Genomic DNA, 20866 nt, shown 5'->3' with positions numbered 1-20866 from the left:
TTGAAAAGAGAAATATTGCCCTCACATCGTGTGTAAGTAATGTTTCCCGGGAGGTGACTATGATTGCCAGCAAATTCGGTATCGGCCAGCAGGTCCGCCACACCTTGCTTGGGTATTTGGGTGTGGTCGTGGATATCGACCCGGAGTATTCCCTTGACGAACCGTCAGCCGACGAGCTGGCGGTTGATGCAGAGCTTCGTGCCGCGCCCTGGTACCACGTGGTGATGGAAGGTGACGACGGGCAACCCGTTCACACCTATCTTGCTGAGGCGCAGTTAAGCAGTGAGCTGCAGGATGAACATCCGGAGCAACCCACGATGGATGAATTAGCGCAGACTATCCGCAAGCAGTTGCAGGCGCCGCGCCTGCGCAACTGAGCGTGTAAAAAAAGCCCGGTAATCGGGCCTTTTTTTTACTTCGCCAGCCCCAGCCGGGGGATTTCAATCGCCGGGCATCTGTCCATAACCACCTGTAAACCCGCCTCGCGAGCCAGCACCGCAGCCTGTTCATTGATGACGCCCAACTGCATCCACAGCGTTTTCGCACCAATGGCTATCGCCTCCTGCGCGACGCCCCATGCCGCCTCGGAATGACGAAACACATCTACCATGTCCACTTTTTCCGGTACTTCGCTAAGCGTGGCGTAGCCCTGCTGGCCTAATAACGTCTTTCCCGCCACTTTCGGCGAAACGGGGATGACGTGATAGCCCTGATCGAGAAGGTATTTCATCACGCGATAACTTGGACGATCCGGTTTATCGCTGGCACCCACCAGCGCAATCGTGCGCGTGGATGTCAAAATCTCGGCGATATCATTCTCTCTCATGCTTTTTCTCCTGGCTTTTTTCAAAGTGTACGCCAAAGCGCACATCTCAACCATTCATCCCATACAGATGTATGAGGGCAAAACGGTGATTTATGTCTATATGTTAGTAAACGTGATTATCGAAAAATTTTGATACATTCTTGCGAGCATAATTTTCAACTGGAGTCACCTATGAAAACCGGCATTGTCTCTGCTGTGATTGCGCTAGTGATGCCGGTTTGCGTTTTTGCAACCACGCTTCGGCTCTCGACTGATATTGACCTGCTGGTGCTGGACGGGAAAAAAGTTTCCAGTTCATTATTGCGTGGCGCAGAGAGCATCGAACTGGATAACGGGCCGCATCAGCTGGTATTTCGGGTAGAAAAAACGATCGGCCTTGCGAATCATGAACAACGGATGTACATCTCTCCCCCACTGATTATCAGCTTTAATACCCAGCGGGTCAGTCAGGTAAACATTACCCTGCCACGGCTTGAAAGCGAAAAAGAGTCCGTTGCTTTTGACGCAGCCCCGCGCGTTGAGCTGCTGGATGGGGATTCGATGCCGATTCCGGTGAAGCTTGATATTCTGGCGCTAACCACCTCGCCAAAAGGCACGGACTACGAGGCCGCAACCGAGTCTTATAACAAAGCGGGTAAACGCGCCTCTCTTCCGCAGTTTGCCACCATGATGGCCGACGACAGTACGCTGTTATCCGGTGTTTCAGAGCTGGATGTTATTCCGCCTCAGTCCCAGACGCTGACGGAGCAACGCCTGAAATTCTGGTTCCAGCAGGCCGATCCCGATACGCGCGCCCGCTTTTTGCAGTGGGCAAAACAACAACCTTCGTCGTAATCCACATTTTTTACGCCTTTCTCTTGCAGCATCAGGCGGTTCCCGTCATCGTGTAGTCAGTTAACCTGATGGATATGATTATGGAACTGACAACACGCACGCTCCCGGAACGCAAACACATTGCTCTGGTTGCGCACGATCACTGTAAACAAATGCTGCTTAACTGGGTTCGCCGCCATCAGTCTTTGCTGGAAAAGCACGCCCTCTCAGCGACCGGTACAACCGGCAATCTGATCCAGCGCGAAACGGGGCTGGAAGTGAACGCCATGCTGAGCGGCCCGATGGGCGGCGATCAGCAGGTAGGCGCACAGATTTCGGAAGGGAAAATTGATGTGCTGATTTTCTTCTGGGATCCGCTGAACGCAGTTCCGCACGATCCGGATGTTAAAGCGCTGCTGCGCCTGGCGACGGTGTGGAATATTCCGGTGGCGACGAACCTGTCCACGGCGGATTTCATCATCGAATCGCCGCAGTTTAACTCGCCGGTTGATATCCTTATTCCGGACTATCAGCGTTATCTTTCCGAAAGATTGAAATAACTTTTTTTGCCGGGTGGCGGCTTCGCCTGACCCGGCAATCCCGCTACGGCTTTCTCGCTACCGGCACATCAATACTCTTCAAAATATCGACAAACACGGATGGCACCTCTTTATTGAACAACAGCCATACGCGATGACGCGCGCGGGTTATCGCCACATACAGCAGACGTCGCTCTTCCGCATCCGGGAAATCTTCCGGCACCGGCAGCAGGGCCTCTTCCATCACCGACTCGCGGGCCGGGGCCGGGAAACCGTCGCTGCCCTCTTTAAGCCCCACCACAATCACATAATCTGCCTGCTGCCCTTTGCTGGCGTGGATAGTCATAAAATCGAGCTGAAGTTTCGGCCAGCGTGTAGCGGCCTTTTCCAGCGCGGCCGGTTTGAGGTGATGATAGCGTGCCAGCACCAGAATGCGTTCGTCGGGTTTCGCGTAGCCGCTCAGTTTATCCAGTAGCGGCTCAAGCTGATCTTCTGTTAACAGGGTGACCGCTTTTTTATCCCCCGGCGTCAGGCTGTTAAGCGGTTTGGTCAGCTGGTGCGGGTTCTGCTGAATAAAGCGGTTGGCTATTTCGCCAATGCGCGCATTGAAGCGGTAGGTGGTGTCCAGATCGCTGCGATCGCCTTCGCCAAAATAGTGGTGAAACGCTGTCGTCAGTGAAAGTTGCGCCCCGCTAAAGCGATAGATGGCCTGCCAGTCATCCCCCACCGCAAACAGCGACGTATGTTTGTTCTGCGCCCGCAGCGCCGAGAGCAGCGCGGCACGCTGCGGAGAGATATCCTGAAACTCATCCACCAGTATGTGCTTCCACGGGCTGACGAAACGCCCCTTCTCTAAAATGATAATGGCCTGATGGATAAGCCCGGAGAAATCGACGGCGTTCTCCTCTTTCAGTGCCGTTTTCCAGGCTTTTAGCATCGGAGCCATCAGCTTCACGCGCTTTGAAAACACCGCGCGAATCGCCTCCGGCGCGCTTTCAATCATCTCGGCCTGTGAACCACCGTGCATGCGCATCAGGCTGACCCAACGATCGAGACGCGAGCCGAGCCGACGTGCCAACTTGTCATCCTGCCAGAAACTGCCTTCCGGCACCTCCCAGTTCAGCTCTTCCTCCAGCCACTGACGCCAGCCTTTTGCCTGTGCTTTTTTCTCGCTGCACTGCTGCCGCCACGTTTTGATGAACAGCGTCTGGCGCGCCTGCGTGTCGTTTTCCAGTTTACTGATGGACGGGACTTTCTTGCTGCCCTGCTGAATGATATGCAGCGCAAGCGCATGAAACGTTCTGGCCGAGATATCCTGGGTATGCAGTCTCGCCTGGATACGTTCGTCCATCTCCTGTGCCGCTTTGCGACCAAATGCCAGCAGCAAAATCTGGTCTGCAACGGCCTCCCCAGTGGTCAGAAGCCAGCCTGCGCGAGCCACCAGCACCGACGTTTTACCGCTCCCGGCACCCGCAAGCACCAGCAGAGACTGTTCACCGTTGACCACCGCACGCGCCTGCGCAGGGTTAAGCGGCGAAGACTCGACCGTGCTGAAGAAATCAGCGTATTGGGTGAGCATGGCATCGGTCCAGGCCTGGTTATGCGCAAGGCGACTTTTATCAATATCACTCAGCCATGCCTGACACTTCCGCCATGCGTCGCGGCAATTGTCAAACTCATTGAGTCGCGCCACCGGGAACGGCAATGCAGTCAGCGCCTGTTTTATTTTTTGCTGCAGACCCGCAGTCTGCTGGCGCGTGAGCCACGTGTGTTGGGCATCGCTCTTCGCGATTTCATCCAGTACCTGCTGCAGAACCTGGGCGGCAATCACGCTCATATCCTGGCTCCACTGCTGCCAGAGCGTATTCAGATGGTGATGAAAACGCTGGGTTTCCCCCCACTCGGTGCCGTGAAGGCGCACCACTTTATCGGCAGGCAAAACGAACTCCAGCTCGCCCCACACCAGCCCTCGCTTACAGTGGATCGCCAACATTTGATTGAAGGGAATGAGATATTCGTGGCGTTCCCCGGAGACTTTCACTCCCGCGTTAAGGAGCACAACCTTGTCGTAAGGGTGTTGAGCCAGGCGTTTGCCCATTGACGTTGCTTTCAGTTCCATATCCAGCCGGATCCACGAAGAGATAATTTGCCTGATAGTTTAACTGCCAGTTTTAAGGTGCTCCAGCCTAAAAAAACGTTACAATCAATGGGCGTTAATTTTATCGAAAGGAAGTGAGGGTTTATGCGTACCGTTCTGAATGTGTTGAATTTTGTGCTGGGCGGTTTTGCCACCACCCTTTCCTGGCTTTTTGCCACTCTGGTCAGCATCGTGCTTATCTTTACCCTGCCGCTGACACGCTCCTGCTGGGAAATCACCAAACTCTCCTTTATTCCCTACGGTAATGAGGCTGTCCACGTTGATGAGCTGAACCCGGAAGGTAAAAACGCGCTGATGAATACCGGCGGCACCGTACTGAATATTCTGTGGCTGATTTTCTTTGGCTGGTGGCTGTGCCTGATGCACATTTTTGCCGGTATCGCCCAGTGCGTGACAATCATTGGCATTCCTGTTGGGATCGCTAACTTTAAAATTGCCGTCATTGCCCTGTGGCCGGTTGGACGTAGGGTCGTCCCGGTTGAGGTGGCGCAAGCCGCGCGTGAGGCCAATGCTCGCCGTCGTTTTCAGTAATAAGGACTGGCCGCGCTCATGCTAAGCCCACTGCTTCGCAATTATACCTGGAACAGCATCTGGCTTTATAACGTCAGAATTTTTATCGCCCTTTGTGGCACCGTTGCCCTGCCGTGGTGGCTGAATGACGTTAAGCTCACGATTCCGCTCACGTTAGGGGTGGTTGCGGGGGCGCTTGCGGACCTCGATGACCGTCTGGCCGGGCGTCTGCGCAACCTGGTTATCACTCTTGTCTGTTTCTTTATTGCGTCCGCATCTGTCGAGCTGCTCTTCCCGTGGCCCTGGCTGTTTGCCTTAGGCCTTACGCTCTCCACCAGCGGCTTTATTCTGCTCGGCGGGCTTGGACAGCGTTATGCCACCATCGCATTTGGCGCACTGCTGATTGCTATTTACACCATGCTGGGTGTGTCCCTGTACGATCAATGGTACCAGCAACCTGTGCTGCTATTGCTGGGGGCTATCTGGTATAACCTGCTGACGTTAACAGGGCACCTCATCTTCCCGGTGCGCCCTCTGCAGGATAATCTTGCTCGCAGCTATGAGCAGCTGGCGCATTATCTGGAGCTGAAATCCCGGCTGTTTGACCCGGATATTGAAGAGGAAAGCCAGGCCCCTCTTTACGATCTGGCGCTGGCAAACGGCCAGTTAGTCGCCACGCTGAACCAGACCAAAGCCTCCCTGCTGACCCGCCTGCGCGGAGACCGCGGCCAACGCGGGACGCGAAGAACGCTTCACTACTACTTTGCCGCGCAGGACATCCATGAGCGTGCCAGCTCTTCACACGTTCAGTATGCCGCCCTGCGTGAAACGTTCCGCTACAGCGACGTGATGTTCCGATTCCAGCGCTTACTTTCCATGCAATCTCAGGCGTGTCAGCAGCTAGCGCGTTCAATTTTACTGCGGACGCCCTATCAGCATGACCCGCGGTTTGAGCGCGCGTTTAGCCATCTTGATGCGGCCATCGACCGCGTGCAGGCCAGTGGAACCGCACCGGAACATATAAAAGCGCTGGGTTTTTTGCTTAATAACCTGCGGGCAATCGATGCTCAGCTGGCGACCATTGAATCCGAACAGGCGATGGCCTTGCCGGGCAACGATGCCGATAATCAGCTTGCTGATGACAGTGTGCATAGCGTTAGCGGCATGTGGCTGCGGCTGAGCCGCAATTTTACGCCGGAATCCGCTCTGTTTCGTCACGCGGTGAGAATGTCACTGGTGCTGTGCGTGGGTTACGCGTTTATTCAAATAACCGGTTTACATCACGGCTACTGGATCCTGCTCACCAGCCTGTTTGTCTGTCAGCCCAACTATAACGCCACACGCCACCGCCTGGCGTTACGTATTATTGGGACGCTGGTAGGCGTCGCCATTGGCCTTCCGGTGCTCTATTTCGTGCCGTCCATCGAGGGCCAACTGGTGCTGATCGTCATTACCGGCGTGCTGTTCTTCGCCTTCCGTAATGTGCAATACGCCCACGCGACGATGTTCATCACGCTGCTGGTTTTACTGTGCTTTAACCTGCTGGGTGAAGGGTTTGAAGTTGCCCTGCCCCGCGTGATCGACACGCTCATTGGCTGCGCTATCGCCTGGGCGGCGGTGAGTTTCATCTGGCCCGACTGGCGTTTTCGTAATCTGCCGCGCGTGTTAGACAGGGCGATGAATGCAAACTGCCGGTACCTTGATGCGATCCTTGAGCAATACCACCAGGGTCGCGATAACCGCCTTGCTTATCGCATTGCCCGGCGCGATGCGCATAACAGCGATGCCGAACTGGCGTCGGTGGTCTCGAACATGTCCACGGAACCGCGCGCCACCGCGGAAATTCGGGAAACTGCTTTTCGTCTGCTGTGTCTGAATCATACGTTCACTAGCTATATTTCTACGTTGGGCGCACACCGTGAGAAACTGACCAATCCGGGCATTCTCGCCTTACTGGATGATGCTGTCTGCTACGTCGATGATGCACTACATCATCGGCCAGCCGATGAGCCGCGCGTTCAACAATCGCTGGATGAACTGGCCCAACGTATTGCCCACCTTGACCCGGGCGCCGACAACAAAGCACCGCTGGTCCTGCAGCAAATCGGCCTGCTGATTGCCCTGCTGCCGGAAATCTGCCGGCTACAACAGCAGATCGCTACCTTGAGGAATGATGCTCCTGACTCTCAGGCAGCGCATTAAACCACTCTGTCAGCTCCCGGCGAATGTCGGCCGGGAGCGCCGCTTCATGTAGCCCTTCAATGGCACCTTCCAGCGCGAACAGCACCTTAATACTTAAGGCCTTGTTTTTGGACCTCATCTTCAGCCAGCATTTCCTGGCACCCAGTTCCCGTAAGGTTTCCTCATTAGTGATGCCTGCTTCTAAAAGCAGCACCTCAAGTTGAAAGGTCAGATTCGGAAGATCTTTTAGCCGGTTGCGCTGATGGCGCTGGCAGCGCTCTTTCCTTGCCGCGTCGAGAGCAAAGGAGGAAAGCTGGAGCAATTTGTCCCTGTCCTGCCAAAGCCCGTCGTCCACCCGATAGTAATTAAGCAGGACGGGACGGCCTCGTTTCATTAGCGTCAGAAACGAAGAGGCGTTTTTGACACAATACCTGGCACTTTCTTCACAGGCTCGGAGGTAGAGTTCACCCTCCGACACCATCGCGAACACCGCATTATCCACCGCCAGGGTGTACCCACCAAATAGCGCCCGATGATGAATTTCGCCTAACGGTGAGAGGTATTCCTGCGATTTATAAATCCGCTCATAAGATATCTTTTTCATGATAATTCCATTAAAAATCAATTATTAACAACGATATTTATCACTAACGGATCCGTTAGCAGGAAAATAGGCAACTTATTGCTGGAGGGCAAGATGATTTTTTATGGCGCACCAAGAATGGGTGAAATTTGCGAGTCTCTTTCCGAAAATGAGGTTGATCTTTATGCATACAGGGGTTACTGTATATCCATACAGTAACTACAGGGCTGGAATGAATATGTACACTTCAGGCTATGCAAATCGCTCAACATCTCTCTCTTCTACCGCTGGCAATGTCGCGCAGAAATCCGTCGGGCGTGATTCTACAGGGCTTATCAGTGAAGTGGTTTATCGTGAAGACCAGCCTCTGTTGACGCAACTCTTATTACTGCCGCTGTTGCAGCAGCTTGGTCAGCAATCACGCTGGCAGCTTTGGCTGACGCCACAACAAAAATTGAGCCGCGAGTGGGTTCAGTCTGCGGGCCTGCCGCTGGCGAAAGTGATGCAGATTAACCAACTCTCACCCTGCGATACGGTAGATTCAATGATCCGGGCCTTACGTACAGGGAATTACAGTGTGGTGATCGGATGGCTGCCTGATGAACTGTCGGAAGAGGAACACCTGAGACTGACGGAAGCAGCGGAAGAAGGTCACGCGATGGGGTTTATTATGCGACCGGTTCGTGCAGATTCTTATCGCAGAGGACAACATTCCGGGCTAAAAATTCACTCAAATTTGTATCATTGAGTGAAATTAGGACTTTTCCTGGAATTTTTTTCGACCATAAGATGCAGAAATAGTTCAACGCGTCAAATCTTCGGCAAGGCTTGTCTGGAGCGGTTCTCGTTAATTTTGCTGCACAATTTTCGTTCAAAAAATGTTAAATATTAGGTATACGGAACTTTTTTTTTCATATGCCTGACAGACTTCACACTTGTAAGTTTTCATCTACGTTGTAGACTTTACATCGCCAGGGGTGCTCGGCCTAAGCCGAAGATATCGGTAGATTTATATTTGACCACGCCCCCCGGTGAAGGATTTAACCGTGATTTCTCTGCAGAGATCTTCATGGCAAATTTTGGATGATAACGAGGCGCAAAAAATGAAAAAGACAGCTATCGCGATTGCAGTGGCACTGGCTGGCTTCGCTACCGTAGCGCAGGCCGCTCCGAAAGATAATACCTGGTATGCAGGTGGTAAACTGGGCTGGTCTCAGTTCCATGACACCGGCTGGTACAACAGCAGCCTGAACAACGATGGCCCGACTCACGAGAGCCAGCTGGGTGCAGGCGCGTTCGGTGGCTATCAGGTTAACCCGTATGTTGGTTTTGAAATGGGTTACGACTGGTTAGGTCGTATGCCATACAAAGGCGACAACGTAAACGGCGCTTTTAAAGCTCAAGGCGTACAGCTCACCGCTAAACTGGGTTACCCAGTAACTGACGATCTGGACGTGTACACCCGTCTGGGCGGCATGGTATGGCGTGCAGACTCCAGCAACAGCATCGCTGGCGACGACCATGACACCGGTGTTTCCCCAGTATTCGCTGGTGGCGTTGAGTGGGCTATGACCCGTGATATCGCTACCCGTCTGGAATACCAGTGGGTTAACAACATTGGTGACGGTGCTACCGTTGGCGTTCGTCCAGACAACGGCATGCTGAGCGTTGGTGTTTCTTACCGTTTCGGTCAGCAGGAAGATGCTGCACCAATCGTAGCTCCAGCTCCGGCTCCAGCTCCAGAAGTACAGACCAAGCACTTCACTCTGAAGTCTGACGTTCTGTTCAACTTCAACAAAGCTACCCTGAAACCAGAAGGTCAGCAGGCACTGGATCAGCTGTACACCCAGCTGAGCAACCTGGATCCTAAAGATGGTTCTGTAGTGGTTCTGGGCTTCACCGACCGTATCGGTTCTGACGCTTACAACCAGAAACTGTCTGAGAAACGTGCTCAGTCTGTAGTTGATTACCTGGTATCTAAAGGTATCCCAGCTAACAAGATCTCCCCACGTGGTATGGGCGAATCTAACCCAGTGACCGGTTCTACCTGTGACAACGTGAAAGCTCGCGCTGCACTGATCGACTGCCTGGCACCAGATCGTCGCGTTGAGATCGAAGTTAAAGGTATCAAAGACGTTGTAACTCAGCCTGCGGCATAAGTTATCGTCTTATAAAAAAACCCCGCCATGCGGGGTTTTTTATTGTCTGAAGAAAAATAAGAAACTACTTTTTACCCAGCAAAGCCTGAAGATCGTTCTTCAGCGTGGACATCTGGCTGGCATACTTCTCTTTATGCTCGGCATCTTCAATCAGTTGTACCACGGTCTCCGACAGCGTTTTCCCTCGCCGTTGCGCTAGCCCCGCCAGACGCTGCCAGACCATAAACTCCAGGTCGATTGATTTTTTACGGGTGTGCTGATGCTCAGCATTAAAATGCCGTTTTCGCCGTGCACGGATAGTTTGCTTCATCCGGTTTAACAGGGCGGGATTAATATGCTTCTCAATCCAGCTATTCACCTGTACCGGTTCATTTTCGAGGGTCAGCAAAATATCCACGGCCTCTTGCGCAGCGCTGGCTTCGATGTAGCAGGTGATCAGCTCCCCTTCACGGTGCTTTTTGACCAGGTACTTCCATTTCCAGCCGCTTTCGAGATTTTCCAGTTGTTGATATTTCATTGCGATCTCAGTGTTACCACGTAACTCTGTTCAGAATATCAGTTTTTTGGCAATCTGCTGAAAAGAAATCATATCCTGTGAAACATCGCTTGAGATTCACTCACCGAAATCCCCAATCCTGCTTGGGAAGAGCCCCCCGCTTACGGTATACTCCACGGTTTTACATCTGACTAAAAAACATCAACTTTGACCATTACGAAACTAGCATGGCGTGACCTGGTTCCGGATACCGAGAGCTATCAGGAACTGTTTGCACAGCCAGACCTCGCACAAGAACACGAATTCATACTTAGCGATACACAACCGCGTTTGCATTACGCACTGGAGCAGGTGTTAAGCCCATGGGCGACATCTCCCTTCATGCTGCTCAAAGCCCCGGAAGAAGCCGAGTATTTGACGCTTCTGGGTGATGCCATGCGCGAGCTTAAACCGGAAGCGAATGCTGTTTTCGGCGGCGAGTATCGTATCACAGGGCATGATGTCACTTTCGCCCCCGCTACGCAGGCTGATGACCGTTTTGCAGCGCAGGGCGAAGTGGTTACCGCAAACTGGGTCGAAGCAGAACAACTGTTTGGTTGTCTTCGTCAGTTTAACGGTGAGCTCTCCCTGCAGCCTGGGCTGGTGCATCGCGCAAATGGCGGCGTACTTATTATTTCTCTGCGCACCCTGATGTCGCAACCGCTGCTGTGGATGCGTCTGAAAACGATCGTTAGCCAGCAGCGCTTCGACTGGATAGGCTATGACGAGTCTCGCCCTCTGCCTGTATCCATCCCGTCAATGCCGCTCTCTTTAACCGTTGTGCTGACGGGCGATCGTGAATCTCTGGCCGACTTCCAGGAAATGGAGCCAGAGCTGGCGGATCAGGCGGTTTACAGCGAATACGAAGACAACATTCAAATTGCCGATGCGGATGATATGGCGCAGTGGTGCCAGTGGGTAATGGCGGTGGCAAAACGCTTTGCTCTGCCAACTCCTGCCGCTGACGCGTGGTCAGGTCTTATCCGTGAGGCGGTTCGCTATACCGGAGACCAGGAAACCCTGCCGCTTTGCCCACTCTGGATCGGCAAACAGCTGCGTGAAGTGGGTGTGATCAGCGGCCAAGGCGTTTTCACAGGCGAACAATTGACTCAGATGCTTGCCCAGCGGGAGTGGCGCGAAGGCTATCTTGCGGACCGCATGCAGGATGAAATCCTGCTGGAACAGATTCTGGTCGAGACCGAAGGCGAACGAATCGGTCAGATTAACGCCTTGTCCGTGATTGAGTTTCCCGGTCACCCTCGTGCTTTCGGCGAACCTTCCCGTATCAGCTGTGTTGTTCACATTGGCGACGGTGAATTTACGGATATTGAGCGGAAAGCGGAGCTGGGTGGAAACATTCATGCTAAAGGCATGATGATCATGCAGGCTTTCCTGATGTCCGAGCTGCAGCTTGAGCAGCAGATCCCCTTCTCTGCGTCCCTGACGTTCGAGCAGTCCTACAGTGAAGTCGATGGCGATAGCGCCTCAATGGCCGAGCTTTGCGCCTTAATCAGCGCCCTGGCGGAAGTCCCGATTAATCAGAACATCGCCATTACGGGCTCCGTGGATCAATTTGGCCGCGCCCAGCCAGTCGGTGGTCTGAACGAAAAAATCGAAGGTTTCTTCTCCATTTGTCAGCAGCGTGGGCTAAACGGCAAACAGGGCGTTATTATCCCTGCGCCAAACGCGCGCCATTTGAGCCTGAGCCAGGCACTGCTTGATGCGGTGGAACAGGAACAATTCACCCTGTGGGCCATCGAAGGCATTGAGGATGCACTACCCTTACTGACAAACCTGGTATGGGATGGCGAGGGTCAAACTACTCTGATGCAGACCATTCAGGAGCGCATTGCTCAGGCAACACAGCCGGATGCTCGTCATCGTTATCCCTGGCCGTTACGCTGGTTAAGTTGGTTTAGTTCGAACTGATCGGACTTGTTCAGCGTACACGTGTTAGCTATCCTGCGTCCTTCACTAAAATAAGGCTTACTGAGAACATGGTAGATAAACGCGAATCCTATACAAAAGAAGACCTTCTTGCCTCTGGTCGTGGTGAATTGTTTGGCGCTAAAGGCCCACAGTTACCGGCCCCAAGCATGCTGATGATGGACCGTGTCGTGAAAATGACCGAAACCGGCGGTAACTTCGATAAGGGTTACGTAGAAGCAGAACTCGATATCAACCCGGACCTGTGGTTCTTCGGTTGCCACTTTATTGGCGATCCGGTAATGCCGGGCTGCCTGGGCCTCGATGCGATGTGGCAGCTGGTTGGCTTCTATCTGGGCTGGCTCGGTGGCGAAGGCAAAGGCCGCGCGCTGGGCGTGGGTGAAGTGAAATTCACCGGTCAGGTACTGCCTACCGCGAAGAAAGTGACCTACCGTATCCACTTCAAGCGCATCGTTAACCGTCGTCTGATCATGGGCCTGGCGGATGGTGAAGTGCTGGTAGATGGTCGTCTGATTTATACTGCGAACGATCTGAAAGTGGGTCTGTTCCAGGATACCTCTGCTTTCTAAGCCCAGCTTTTAGCTGCTTCAGAAAGGCGAAACCTCCGCTCTGCGGAGGTTTCTTTTTTAAAGAGACGCTATCAAGCAAGTACTGCCCTGTCTCCGATGGCTTCTCGCCAGCCCCCTAACCATTGAGACCTTTGGTTCAAAGTCTGATAGGGACACATTTCTTTAGAACGTCCGGCGATGCCAGCCTGATAACCACGTTGATGAGCCCTTTCCAGGCGATCTCGTTTCTGTCTCTTCATGCCTCGTTTCCCTCATTCTTTTGTCTGGTGGAAAGAAAACAGTGATTGCAAAGTGTGCAAGCACAGTTAACGAATAACCCGAATTAGGCTCAGCGTCAACGTTCAAAATTCATACGGGTGTCATATTTGTGAGCTAAGCAGAAGATCATTTGTACAAAAAATGTGATGCAGCACAAGTAACAACCTGAAGCCAAAACGAAAAAAAAGCCGCAATCAGCGAATATCTGACGGCGGCTTTTGTCGATGAATTTTACTTATGGCAGTCTGGAAATCTCTCTGGCGATACTCGCAGACTCCTGTGCCCAGCCCTGGGCAAGCACTTTCACCATCTCATCGTATCCATCTTTTTGCTGCTTCATTTCCAGATGGAACGGACGCTTAATCAGCTGTCCCTGATGATTCAACAGCCACTCTCCACTCACCACGATAACGCCATCATACCGGCCGTGGAAACCCGTCACGTTGACGTTAAGCGTGTCCTGGTCGCTTCCCAGCGGCTGCGACGCGACAACCCAGCCGGGAAGCTGGCTGCTGAGATTCGCCACCAGCGTATTGCGCAGCTGCTGGTCCAGCGGGCTGGCCCACAGGTTATTGTTGGCAATCACGTACTGAACATCGCTGGTTTGATACACCACGCCGTTACCCGCCAGATAATCCGGCACCGCTACCTGCTCCACCCATAACAGGCGGTTGCCCTGCGAGGCGGTGCTCTGCGTTCCAACCTGGGTCGTCAGCGGTAACTGATAGTAGCTTTTGTTATCACTACCCGAGCTACAGGCTGTTAGTACCATCGCTCCTGCAATCGCTAGCCATTTTTTCATTGTTTAGCCCTCTTCGGCTCAGGATCCTTTTTATCTTTCGCTTCGAACACCAGTGCGTTGCTCTTCTCATTGAGCGTTTTCAGCACCGGCTGCAGTTCACGTAAGACCTGATCAAGACGTTGCATGTCGGCCACCATCTTGTTGTACGCCGCTGAACCCGGCTGGAAGCCCTGCATACTGCGGTTGAGTTCACGCAGTGTCTTCTGCATATCCTGCGGCAGCTGCTGCATGCTCTGGCTTGCGGTAAGCTTGTTAATATTATCCAGCGTGGTCTGCAGACGTTGCATTGTAGCCTGACTCTGATGCAACGATCCCGTTGCGGCTTCAATCATCGGATTCAGTGGCAGATTGTTAATCTTATCCAGGGTCTCCATCAGACGCTGCTGGATTTGCGCCAGACCGCTGCTGACCGTAGGGATAATTTTATAGCCACCGAATTCACGTATACCGGTAATCGGCGGCGCTTTAGGATAGAAATCCATATCCACATACAGCGCACCGGTGACGAGGTTACCGGTTTTCAGCGAGCCGCGCAGGCCACGGTTCATGAGATCGGTAATATGTTCACCGATGTCCTGGTTTTCACCAATCTGATTGATCAGACGCTCGGGTTCGATACGGATGAGGACCGGAATGCGGTAATCATCATCCAGCATCTGCTTGAGTCCTGGTACAAAGAACGGCACTTGCCCAACCGTACCGAGACGAATTCCCCGGAACTCAACGGGAGCCCCCGGCTGCAGGCCACGTACCGAATCCTTAAAGAACATCAGATAGTCGATATGGTCGGTATACAGCGCATCCTGAATACTTTTTTGATCGTCAAAGAGTCTGAACGCCGTTTTCTCTGCAACCGGCTGGCCCAAATCCTGCCCTTCAGGCACATCAAAACTGACGCCACCGCCAAACAGCGTGGTCAGGGAGCCCATTTCGACACGCATACCCGCCGAGGTCAGATCTACCGCGATCCCGCTGTCTTTCCAAAAGCGGACGTTGCTGGTAACCAGACGATCGTTTGGCGCATTGATGAAGAGCTGATAGCTAATGGTGCGTTTTTGCGGGTCAAACGTACTGGTTTCAACTGAACCCACGCGATAGCCGCGGAACAGCACGGGATCGCCAGGCGAGAGCTGGCCCGCTTTTTTACTGTCCAGGATCACGCGAATGCCTTTCGCATCCGGTGGCGCAAGCGGCGGAGAGTCCAGCAGCTCGTATTGTTCCGGCTGGCTCCCTTTCTTACCCGGCTGCAGCTCAATATAGGCGCCGGACAGCAGCGTTCCCAACCCGCTGATCCCCTCACGTCCTACCTGCGGTTTAACCACCCAAAAAACCGAGTCGCCATGCAGCAATTTTTCCATACCGGAATTTAAACGCGCCTTGATTTCAACGTGCGTTAAATCATCCGTCAGGGTTGCGCTTTCCACCACGCCCACATCCACACTGCGGCTTTTGATGGTGGTTTTGCCCCCCTCAATACCTTCTGCATTGGTGGTGATAAGCGTCACTTCCGGTCCCTGATGGCTGTAATGATAAAACAGGATCCATGCACCGATCAGCGCGGTTACGATGGGGAAAATCCACACCGGAGACCAGTTCTTGACCTTCTGCACTTTCGCCTCTCCACTCTTATTTTCCATGCTCTTACTCTTCCTCATGGCTTGACTCGGGCTCACGATCCCACGATAAACGAGGGTCGAAGGTCATGGCCGCAAACATGGTCATAATGACGACCAACGCAAACATTAGCGCTCCCATTGCGGGATAAATACTCATCAGCCCTCCCATGCGCACCAGCGCAGAGAGAACGGCAATCACAAACACATCAATCATTGACCAGCGGCCAACAAATTCAACAACTTCGTAGATCAGGTGCATGCGTTCGCTGTCGCGTTTGCCGTGGCCTTTTGCGTCCCAGCACAACCAGGCAATGGCGATCATTTTTAGGGTAGGCACCATAATGCTGGCAATGAAAATCACGCCGGCGACAGGATAGGATCCTTCGCCCCACAGCAGTATTACCCCGGCGAGGATCGTCGAGGGCATTTTGTCACCGAGCAAATCGGTGATCATAATCGGCAGAATATTGGCGGGCAGATAGAACATGATCGACGTGACCAGCAACGCCATCGTCCACTGCAGGCTATTTTTACGACGAACGTGACCTTTCATTTCGCAGCGCGGACACACGTTGAGATCGGCGGGCAGCACGGCGGTACAGCATGAGCAAGAGCGCAGACCCTGACGGATACCGGGCACCCCGACCTTCACCGTCTGCGCAAGCGTCGGTGCTGGCGCGATGTCATCCCACGCCCATCGCCTGTCCACGCACTGGAAGGCGCGCAGCTGTAATACACAGTAAAGGCACCAGGGAATAAAACTGCTGCCAATTCCAACATCACCATAGGCCATCAGCTTGACGAAACTGACCAGAATCCCCGCCAGAAAGATCTCGGCCATTCCCCAGCTTTTGAGCTGAAAAAGGATACGCGCGAGTCTGATTTTTAAGGCGGTGGGCATCCTGACGCGGTTGACCAGCAACAGAATAACGACCAGGCAAAACGCCGGGACTATCTGGACAAACAGCAGAAAAAAGGTGCCAAGGCTGGCGTAATCTTCCGAGAACATTACGCACGGGATTTCAAGCAGATTCACCTGGCTTGTCATCCCACCGACCTTCATATAGATGAAGGGGAAGAGATTGGAAAGCAGCAGCATGAACAATGCAGCAAGGGCATAAGCAGTGGGACGCTGCCTGGGCGCGTCCCACTCCGTCGTCAACGTTGCGCCGCAACGTGGACACAGGGCTTTATGTCCGTGACCAAGCTCTGGCAACGCCACGAGCATATCGCATTGCGAGCATAATATATGCCTGTCGGCGTGGTGCTGGTCACACATAGTTAATCCCTGTTATGCGCCGTTTTTCAGAGACTCGAGGTACTCCCAGCGCTCAAATGCTTCTTCCAGGGCTTTTTCAGCCGCGGACAGTTCAGCCAATATTTTCTGAGTATAGTCGTGCGGCTGCGTAAAGAATGACGCATCAGCAACCTGGATTTGCAGCGTTTCAAGAGCTGCTTCCAGTTCTTCAAGACGCTGAGGTAAGCCTTCCAGTTCGCGCTGCAGGTTATAGCTCATTTTAGCAGGAGATTTTTTGACAGTTTCTGCTTTTGCTATGACCGGTTCCGGTGAACTTTTGGATTTTGCCTGTTTTTGCAGCAGCGACTGGGTTTGTTGTCCACGCGCGTCATGATAACCGCCCACGTATTGACCAATCCGACCTTCACCTTCAAAAATCCAGCACTCGGTCACGGTGTTATCAACAAACTGACGATCGTGGCTCACCAGCATCACGGTTCCCTGATAACCGTCGATTAACTCCTCCAGTAATTCCAGCGTTTCGACATCCAGATCGTTGGTTGGTTCATCGAGAATCAACAGGTTACTAGGCTTCAGGAACAGACGTGCCAGCAGCAGACGATTTCGCTCGCCGCCAGACAGCGCGCGTACCGGCGTCATTGCACGTTTCGGATGGAACAGGAAGTCCTGCAGGTAGCCCAGCACGTGGCGCGGCTTACCGTTAACCATCACTTCTTGCTTACCTTCAGCGAGGTTATCCATCACCGTTCTGTCCGGATCAAGCTCCGCACGGTGCTGGTCGAAGTAGGCCACTTCCAGCTTCGTACCACAGTGAACGCGACCGCTATCAGCCTGCAGCTGGCCTAACATCAGTTTGAGCAGCGTGGTTTTACCACAGCCGTTAGGGCCAATAAGGGCAATCTTGTCGCCACGCTGAACCTGAGCGGAAAAGTCTTTTACCAGCACTTTGCCGTCTACCTGGTAATTCACGTCTTCCATCTCAAAGACGATTTTGCCCGAGCGGGATGCCTCTTCCACCTGCATCTTCGCGCTACCCATCACCTCACGGCGGGCGCTACGCTCGTTACGCATCGCTTTTAACGCACGTACGCGGCCTTCGTTACGGGTACGGCGGGCTTTGATACCCTGGCGGATCCAGACCTCTTCTTGCGCCAGCTTGCGGTCAAACTCAGCGTTTTGCAGCTCTTCTACGCGCAGGTTTTCTTCTTTTTCCAGCAGATAGGTGTCGTAATCGCCAGGATAGGTCACCAGTTTGCCGCGATCGAGATCGACAATGCGGGTCGCCATGTTGCGGATAAACGAACGGTCGTGCGAAATGAAGATGATGGTGCCGTTGAAGGTCTTCAGGAACCCTTCCAGCCAGTCGATGGCTTCAATGTCCAGGTGGTTGGTCGGTTCGTCCAGCAGCAGGACTTTCGGACCGCTGACCAGCGCGCGACCCAGTGCCGCTTTACGCAGCCAACCTCCGGAAAGTGATGCCAGCTCCATATCCGCATCCAGACCTAACTGGTCCAGCACTTCAGTGATACGGCTTTCAAGCTGCCACAGGCCGTGATGATCCAGCAGTTCCTGCAGGCGCGCCATTTCATTAAGATTTTTTTCGCTTGGGTCGGTCATCACCAGATGCGAAATTTCATGATAGCCCTTCAGGTATTCGGCTTGTTCAGAGATCCCTTCCGCCACGAAGTCGTAGACGGTACCCGCCACGTTACGCGGTGGATCCTGCTGCAGTCGAGAAACAATCAGATCTTGTTCGTAAACGATACGGCCGTCATCCAGACCCTGCTCACGGTTCAGGATCTTCATCAGCGTGGATTTACCCGCGCCGTTACGGCCTACCAGACAAACACGTTCGTTATCTTCAATGTGCAGTTCAGTATCGTCGAGAAGGGGCGCATCGCTGAAAGACAGCCAGGCGCCGTGCATGCTAATTAGTGACATTTATATTTCCTTTCAGACCGCTGAGATTAACCAGCAGTTATGGATCTGACGGTTACGGGCAAAGTCCTGAGACAGCGTTTTCTGGCTGATTTCTTGCGCTTTCAGTCCCAGTGTGGCTAAGCCTTCATGATCCATGCGGAAGCCGCGTTTGTTGTTCGAGAACATAATGGTGCCGCCTTTACGCAGCAGGCGTTTCAGGTCGGTCATCAGGCGCAGGTGATCGCGTTGAACATCAAAGCTATCCTCCATACGCTTGGAGTTGGAGAAGGTCGGCGGATCGATAAAGATCAGATCGAACTGCTCGTCGGTATCACGCAGCCAGCCCAGCACGTCGGCCTGCATCAGGCGATGCTGGCGTCCGGTCAGGCCGTTCAGACGCAGGTTACGCTCCGCCCATTCCAGATAGGTGCGGGACATATCCACGGTGGTGGTGCTGCGCGCGCCGCCCAGACCCGCATGCACGCTGGCGCTGCCGGTGTAGGAGAACAGGTTGAGGAAATCTTTGCCCTTGCTCATCTGACCCAGCATGCGGCGCGCGATACGGTGGTCAAGGAACAGGCCGGTATCAAGATAGTCGGTCAGGTTTACCCACAGGCGTGCGTTGTACTCGCCCACTTCGATAAAGTCGCCCTTCTCGCCCATCTTCTGATACTGGTTTTTGCCCTTCTGGCGCTCGCGGGTTTTCAGTACCAGTTTGTTCGGCGTAATGCCCAGCACGGCGATGGTTGCCGCAATAACGTCCAGCATACGCTGACGCGCTTTTTGCGCATCAATAGTTTTCGGTGGCGCATATTCCTGAATCACCACCCAGTCCGCGTAGCGGTCAACCGCCACGTTGTACTCCGGCAGGTCGGCGTCGTACAGGCGGTAGCATTCAATCCCTTCCTGCTTCGCCCACTTCTCATATTTCTTCAGGTTCTTGCGCAGGCGGTTGGCGTAATCTTCCGCCACGCCGGACGGCTTGCTGTCTGCCGCTTTTTCTGCCAGATGGTAGTTTTTCTGCACGCAGTCCAGCGGTCCGTTTTTCGCCTTAAACTGGCGATCGGCGCGCAGCTGCAGGCAGCTCAGCAGCTCCGGTGAGGCGCTAAACAGGGAAAGATTCCAGCCGCCGAAGTAATCTTTCATATTGCGGCCCAGCAGGCTGTGCAGGGCAATCAGCGCCGGCTCGCTGTCCAGACGCTCGCCGTATGGCGGGTTGCTGATGACGGTGCCGTACGGACCTTTTGGCAGCGGGTTGGTCAGGTTCGCCACATCTTTCACTTCGAAGGTGACCAGCTCACCGATACCGGCGCGACGGGCGTTGCTGCGCGCACGTTCAATGACGCGAGGGTCGCTGTCCGAACCGTAGAAGTGGGAGGTGTACTCCGCCAGGCCTTTACGCGCGCGGGTCTGCGCATCGTCTTTGACCTCTTTCCAGAGTGCTTCATCGTGCTGTGCCCAGCCTTTAAAGCCCCAGTGACCGCGGTGCAGCCCCGGCGCACGGTCAGTTGCCAGCATGGCTGCTTCTATCAGCAGCGTACCGGAACCACACATTGGGTCGAGCAGCGGCGTGCCCGGCTGCCAGCCGGAGCGCATTACGATGGCGGCGGCCAGCGTTTCTTTAATTGGCGCCATACCGGTACGATCGCGGTAGCCGCGCAGGTGCAGACCCGCGCCGCTCAGATCGAGAGAGATACTCGCCGTGTCGCCGTTCAGCCAGACGTTAATACGCAGATCCGGATTTTCGCGATCGACGTTTGGTCGTTCCTTATTTTTACGCGTGAAGCAGTCCACAATGGCGTCTTTTACGCGCAGGGCACCGTACTGGCTGTTGCGGATCTCGTCATTCACGCCGTTGAAATGCACCGCAAAGGTGGCATTTGGCGTGAAGATCTCTGTCCAGTCGATCATCTGTACGCCGGTATAGAGATCCAGGTCGCTATAGACCTTGCACTCCTTCATCGGCAGCATGATGCGCGACGCCAGACGGCTCCACATCAGGCTCTGGTAAATAAGCCGCGTGTCGCCCTCAAAATGGACACCACCCTGAACCACCTGACACTCTTGCGCGCCCAGGCCTTCCAGTTCAGTTTTTAACAGCTCTTCCAGCCCACGGGCCGTACTGGCAAACAGAGAATTCATATCGTCACTTTTACTCTTAGAAAATTGTCGCGCATTATAGCTAATATGGC

Annotated in this window: 19 protein-coding genes; 9 read left to right on the top strand and 10 right to left on the bottom strand. The window is 53.7% G+C overall.

Annotated elements, in window-relative coordinates; translation table 11 throughout:
- The first annotated feature begins 59 nt into the window (after positions 1-59).
- Positions 60-377, top strand: coding sequence for a heat shock protein HspQ (hspQ, locus tag N2K86_RS07555; protein WP_010429359.1), 318 nt, complete (start codon positions 60-62; stop codon positions 375-377).
- 35 nt (positions 378-412) lie between these two features.
- Here the strand turns inward: hspQ and N2K86_RS07550 are convergent, their stop codons facing one another.
- Positions 413-826 (bottom strand): CoA-binding protein, encoded by a 414-nt coding sequence (locus N2K86_RS07550; RefSeq protein WP_260661019.1) that lies wholly within the window; start codon positions 824-826, stop codon positions 413-415.
- Between the two features lie 171 nt (positions 827-997).
- On the opposite strand from N2K86_RS07550, the gene csgI reads away from it, so the two are divergent.
- On the top strand, positions 998-1660 hold the full coding sequence (gene csgI / locus N2K86_RS07545; protein WP_260661018.1) for a curli synthesis inhibitor: 663 nt from the start codon (positions 998-1000) through the stop codon (positions 1658-1660).
- Positions 1661-1740: 80 nt separating this feature from the next.
- Positions 1741-2199 carry a methylglyoxal synthase gene (gene mgsA, locus N2K86_RS07540; protein ID WP_008499922.1) on the top strand — a complete coding sequence of 153 codons (459 nt, stop codon included), beginning with the start codon at positions 1741-1743 and terminating at the stop codon, positions 2197-2199.
- A 43-nt stretch (positions 2200-2242) separates the two neighbouring features.
- Here mgsA and helD read toward each other — a convergent pair whose 3' ends face one another.
- Positions 2243-4297 carry a DNA helicase IV gene (helD, locus tag N2K86_RS07535; protein WP_260661017.1) on the bottom strand — a complete coding sequence of 685 codons (2055 nt, stop codon included), beginning with the start codon at positions 4295-4297 and terminating at the stop codon, positions 2243-2245.
- A gap of 123 nt (positions 4298-4420) precedes the next feature.
- On the opposite strand from helD, the gene N2K86_RS07530 reads away from it, so the two are divergent.
- Both N2K86_RS07530 and yccS read left to right on the top strand, forming a co-directional pair.
- Complete coding sequence (locus tag N2K86_RS07530) at positions 4421-4867, top strand: YccF domain-containing protein (RefSeq protein WP_100165146.1); 447 nt, start codon at positions 4421-4423, stop codon at positions 4865-4867.
- An 18-nt stretch (positions 4868-4885) separates the two neighbouring features.
- On the top strand, positions 4886-7048 hold the full coding sequence (yccS, locus tag N2K86_RS07525) for a YccS family putative transporter (protein ID WP_260661015.1): 2163 nt from the start codon (positions 4886-4888) through the stop codon (positions 7046-7048).
- Here the strand turns inward: yccS and N2K86_RS07520 are convergent.
- Positions 7005-7631 carry a TfoX/Sxy family DNA transformation protein gene (locus tag N2K86_RS07520; protein WP_042719042.1) on the bottom strand — a complete coding sequence of 209 codons (627 nt, stop codon included), beginning with the start codon at positions 7629-7631 and terminating at the stop codon, positions 7005-7007. The genes yccS and N2K86_RS07520 overlap by 44 nt on opposite strands.
- 217 nt (positions 7632-7848) lie before the next feature.
- Here N2K86_RS07520 and sulA point away from each other — a divergent pair, with 217 nt between their 5' ends.
- The gene (sulA, locus tag N2K86_RS07515) at positions 7849-8358 is read left to right on the top strand and encodes an SOS-induced cell division inhibitor SulA (protein WP_260661642.1); all 510 of its coding nucleotides are present in this window, start codon (positions 7849-7851) and stop codon (positions 8356-8358) included.
- Between the two features lie 355 nt (positions 8359-8713).
- Positions 8714-9769: a porin OmpA gene (gene ompA / locus N2K86_RS07510; RefSeq protein ID WP_010429345.1), complete on the top strand. Its 1056-nt coding sequence runs from the start codon at positions 8714-8716 to the stop codon at positions 9767-9769.
- 64 nt (positions 9770-9833) lie between these two features.
- Here ompA and matP read toward each other — a convergent pair whose 3' ends face one another.
- The gene (gene matP / locus N2K86_RS07505; protein WP_010429344.1) at positions 9834-10286 is read right to left on the bottom strand and encodes a macrodomain Ter protein MatP; all 453 of its coding nucleotides are present in this window, start codon (positions 10284-10286) and stop codon (positions 9834-9836) included.
- Between the two features lie 186 nt (positions 10287-10472).
- On the opposite strand from matP, the gene N2K86_RS07500 reads away from it, so the two are divergent.
- The gene (locus N2K86_RS07500) at positions 10473-12233 is read left to right on the top strand and encodes a Lon protease family protein (RefSeq protein ID WP_260661014.1); all 1761 of its coding nucleotides are present in this window, start codon (positions 10473-10475) and stop codon (positions 12231-12233) included.
- 68 nt (positions 12234-12301) lie between these two features.
- Positions 12302-12820, top strand: coding sequence for a bifunctional 3-hydroxydecanoyl-ACP dehydratase/trans-2-decenoyl-ACP isomerase (fabA, locus tag N2K86_RS07495; RefSeq protein ID WP_010429339.1), 519 nt, complete (start codon positions 12302-12304; stop codon positions 12818-12820).
- Between the two features lie 71 nt (positions 12821-12891).
- Here fabA and rmf read toward each other — a convergent pair whose 3' ends face one another.
- The 6 genes from rmf to rlmKL form a co-directional block, all read right to left on the bottom strand.
- Positions 12892-13059 (bottom strand): ribosome modulation factor, encoded by a 168-nt coding sequence (rmf, locus tag N2K86_RS07490; protein ID WP_010429337.1) that lies wholly within the window; start codon positions 13057-13059, stop codon positions 12892-12894.
- Between the two features lie 254 nt (positions 13060-13313).
- On the bottom strand, positions 13314-13880 hold the full coding sequence (gene pqiC / locus N2K86_RS07485; RefSeq protein ID WP_260661013.1) for a membrane integrity-associated transporter subunit PqiC: 567 nt from the start codon (positions 13878-13880) through the stop codon (positions 13314-13316).
- The gene (gene pqiB / locus N2K86_RS07480; protein WP_260661012.1) at positions 13877-15517 is read right to left on the bottom strand and encodes an intermembrane transport protein PqiB; all 1641 of its coding nucleotides are present in this window, start codon (positions 15515-15517) and stop codon (positions 13877-13879) included. Before pqiB ends, pqiC begins: the two co-directional genes overlap by 4 nt.
- A gap of 4 nt (positions 15518-15521) precedes the next feature.
- Entirely contained in the window at positions 15522-16775 is a 1254-nt protein-coding gene (gene pqiA, locus N2K86_RS07475; RefSeq protein WP_260661011.1) for a membrane integrity-associated transporter subunit PqiA, read from the bottom strand.
- Positions 16776-16787: 12 nt separating this feature from the next.
- Positions 16788-18695: an ABC transporter ATP-binding protein gene (locus tag N2K86_RS07470; RefSeq protein WP_260661010.1), complete on the bottom strand. Its 1908-nt coding sequence runs from the start codon at positions 18693-18695 to the stop codon at positions 16788-16790.
- 12 nt (positions 18696-18707) lie between these two features.
- On the bottom strand, positions 18708-20816 hold the full coding sequence (gene rlmKL / locus N2K86_RS07465) for a bifunctional 23S rRNA (guanine(2069)-N(7))-methyltransferase RlmK/23S rRNA (guanine(2445)-N(2))-methyltransferase RlmL (protein WP_260661009.1): 2109 nt from the start codon (positions 20814-20816) through the stop codon (positions 18708-18710).
- Between the last annotated feature and the right edge of the window lie 50 nt (positions 20817-20866).

It is taken from the genome of Enterobacter mori, assembly GCF_025244905.1.
GTDB classification, from domain to species: domain Bacteria; phylum Pseudomonadota; class Gammaproteobacteria; order Enterobacterales; family Enterobacteriaceae; genus Enterobacter; species Enterobacter mori_A.
Note: the sequence above shows the minus strand (reverse complement) of the source record. Positions and strands in the feature narration are given on the sequence as shown.

What these genes read in the sequence shown, in the direction of transcription:
- hspQ (WP_010429359.1), top strand. Translation starts at nt 60, where the DNA reads ATGATTGCCAGCAAATTCGGTATCGGCCAGCAGGTCCGCCACACCTTG.
- N2K86_RS07550 (WP_260661019.1), bottom strand. Translation starts at nt 826, where the DNA reads ATGAGAGAGAATGATATCGCCGAGATTTTGACATCCACGCGCACGATT.
- csgI (WP_260661018.1), top strand. Translation starts at nt 998, where the DNA reads ATGAAAACCGGCATTGTCTCTGCTGTGATTGCGCTAGTGATGCCGGTT.
- mgsA (WP_008499922.1), top strand. Translation starts at nt 1,741, where the DNA reads ATGGAACTGACAACACGCACGCTCCCGGAACGCAAACACATTGCTCTG.
- helD (WP_260661017.1), bottom strand. Translation starts at nt 4,297, where the DNA reads ATGGAACTGAAAGCAACGTCAATGGGCAAACGCCTGGCTCAACACCCT.
- N2K86_RS07530 (WP_100165146.1), top strand. Translation starts at nt 4,421, where the DNA reads ATGCGTACCGTTCTGAATGTGTTGAATTTTGTGCTGGGCGGTTTTGCC.
- yccS (WP_260661015.1), top strand. Translation starts at nt 4,886, where the DNA reads ATGCTAAGCCCACTGCTTCGCAATTATACCTGGAACAGCATCTGGCTT.
- N2K86_RS07520 (WP_042719042.1), bottom strand. Translation starts at nt 7,631, where the DNA reads ATGAAAAAGATATCTTATGAGCGGATTTATAAATCGCAGGAATACCTC.
- sulA (WP_260661642.1), top strand. Translation starts at nt 7,849, where the DNA reads ATGTACACTTCAGGCTATGCAAATCGCTCAACATCTCTCTCTTCTACC.
- ompA (WP_010429345.1), top strand. Translation starts at nt 8,714, where the DNA reads ATGAAAAAGACAGCTATCGCGATTGCAGTGGCACTGGCTGGCTTCGCT.
- matP (WP_010429344.1), bottom strand. Translation starts at nt 10,286, where the DNA reads ATGAAATATCAACAACTGGAAAATCTCGAAAGCGGCTGGAAATGGAAG.
- fabA (WP_010429339.1), top strand. Translation starts at nt 12,302, where the DNA reads ATGGTAGATAAACGCGAATCCTATACAAAAGAAGACCTTCTTGCCTCT.
- rmf (WP_010429337.1), bottom strand. Translation starts at nt 13,059, where the DNA reads ATGAAGAGACAGAAACGAGATCGCCTGGAAAGGGCTCATCAACGTGGT.
- pqiC (WP_260661013.1), bottom strand. Translation starts at nt 13,880, where the DNA reads ATGAAAAAATGGCTAGCGATTGCAGGAGCGATGGTACTAACAGCCTGT.
- pqiB (WP_260661012.1), bottom strand. Translation starts at nt 15,517, where the DNA reads ATGGAAAATAAGAGTGGAGAGGCGAAAGTGCAGAAGGTCAAGAACTGG.
- pqiA (WP_260661011.1), bottom strand. Translation starts at nt 16,775, where the DNA reads ATGTGTGACCAGCACCACGCCGACAGGCATATATTATGCTCGCAATGC.
- N2K86_RS07470 (WP_260661010.1), bottom strand. Translation starts at nt 18,695, where the DNA reads ATGTCACTAATTAGCATGCACGGCGCCTGGCTGTCTTTCAGCGATGCG.
- rlmKL (WP_260661009.1), bottom strand. Translation starts at nt 20,816, where the DNA reads ATGAATTCTCTGTTTGCCAGTACGGCCCGTGGGCTGGAAGAGCTGTTA.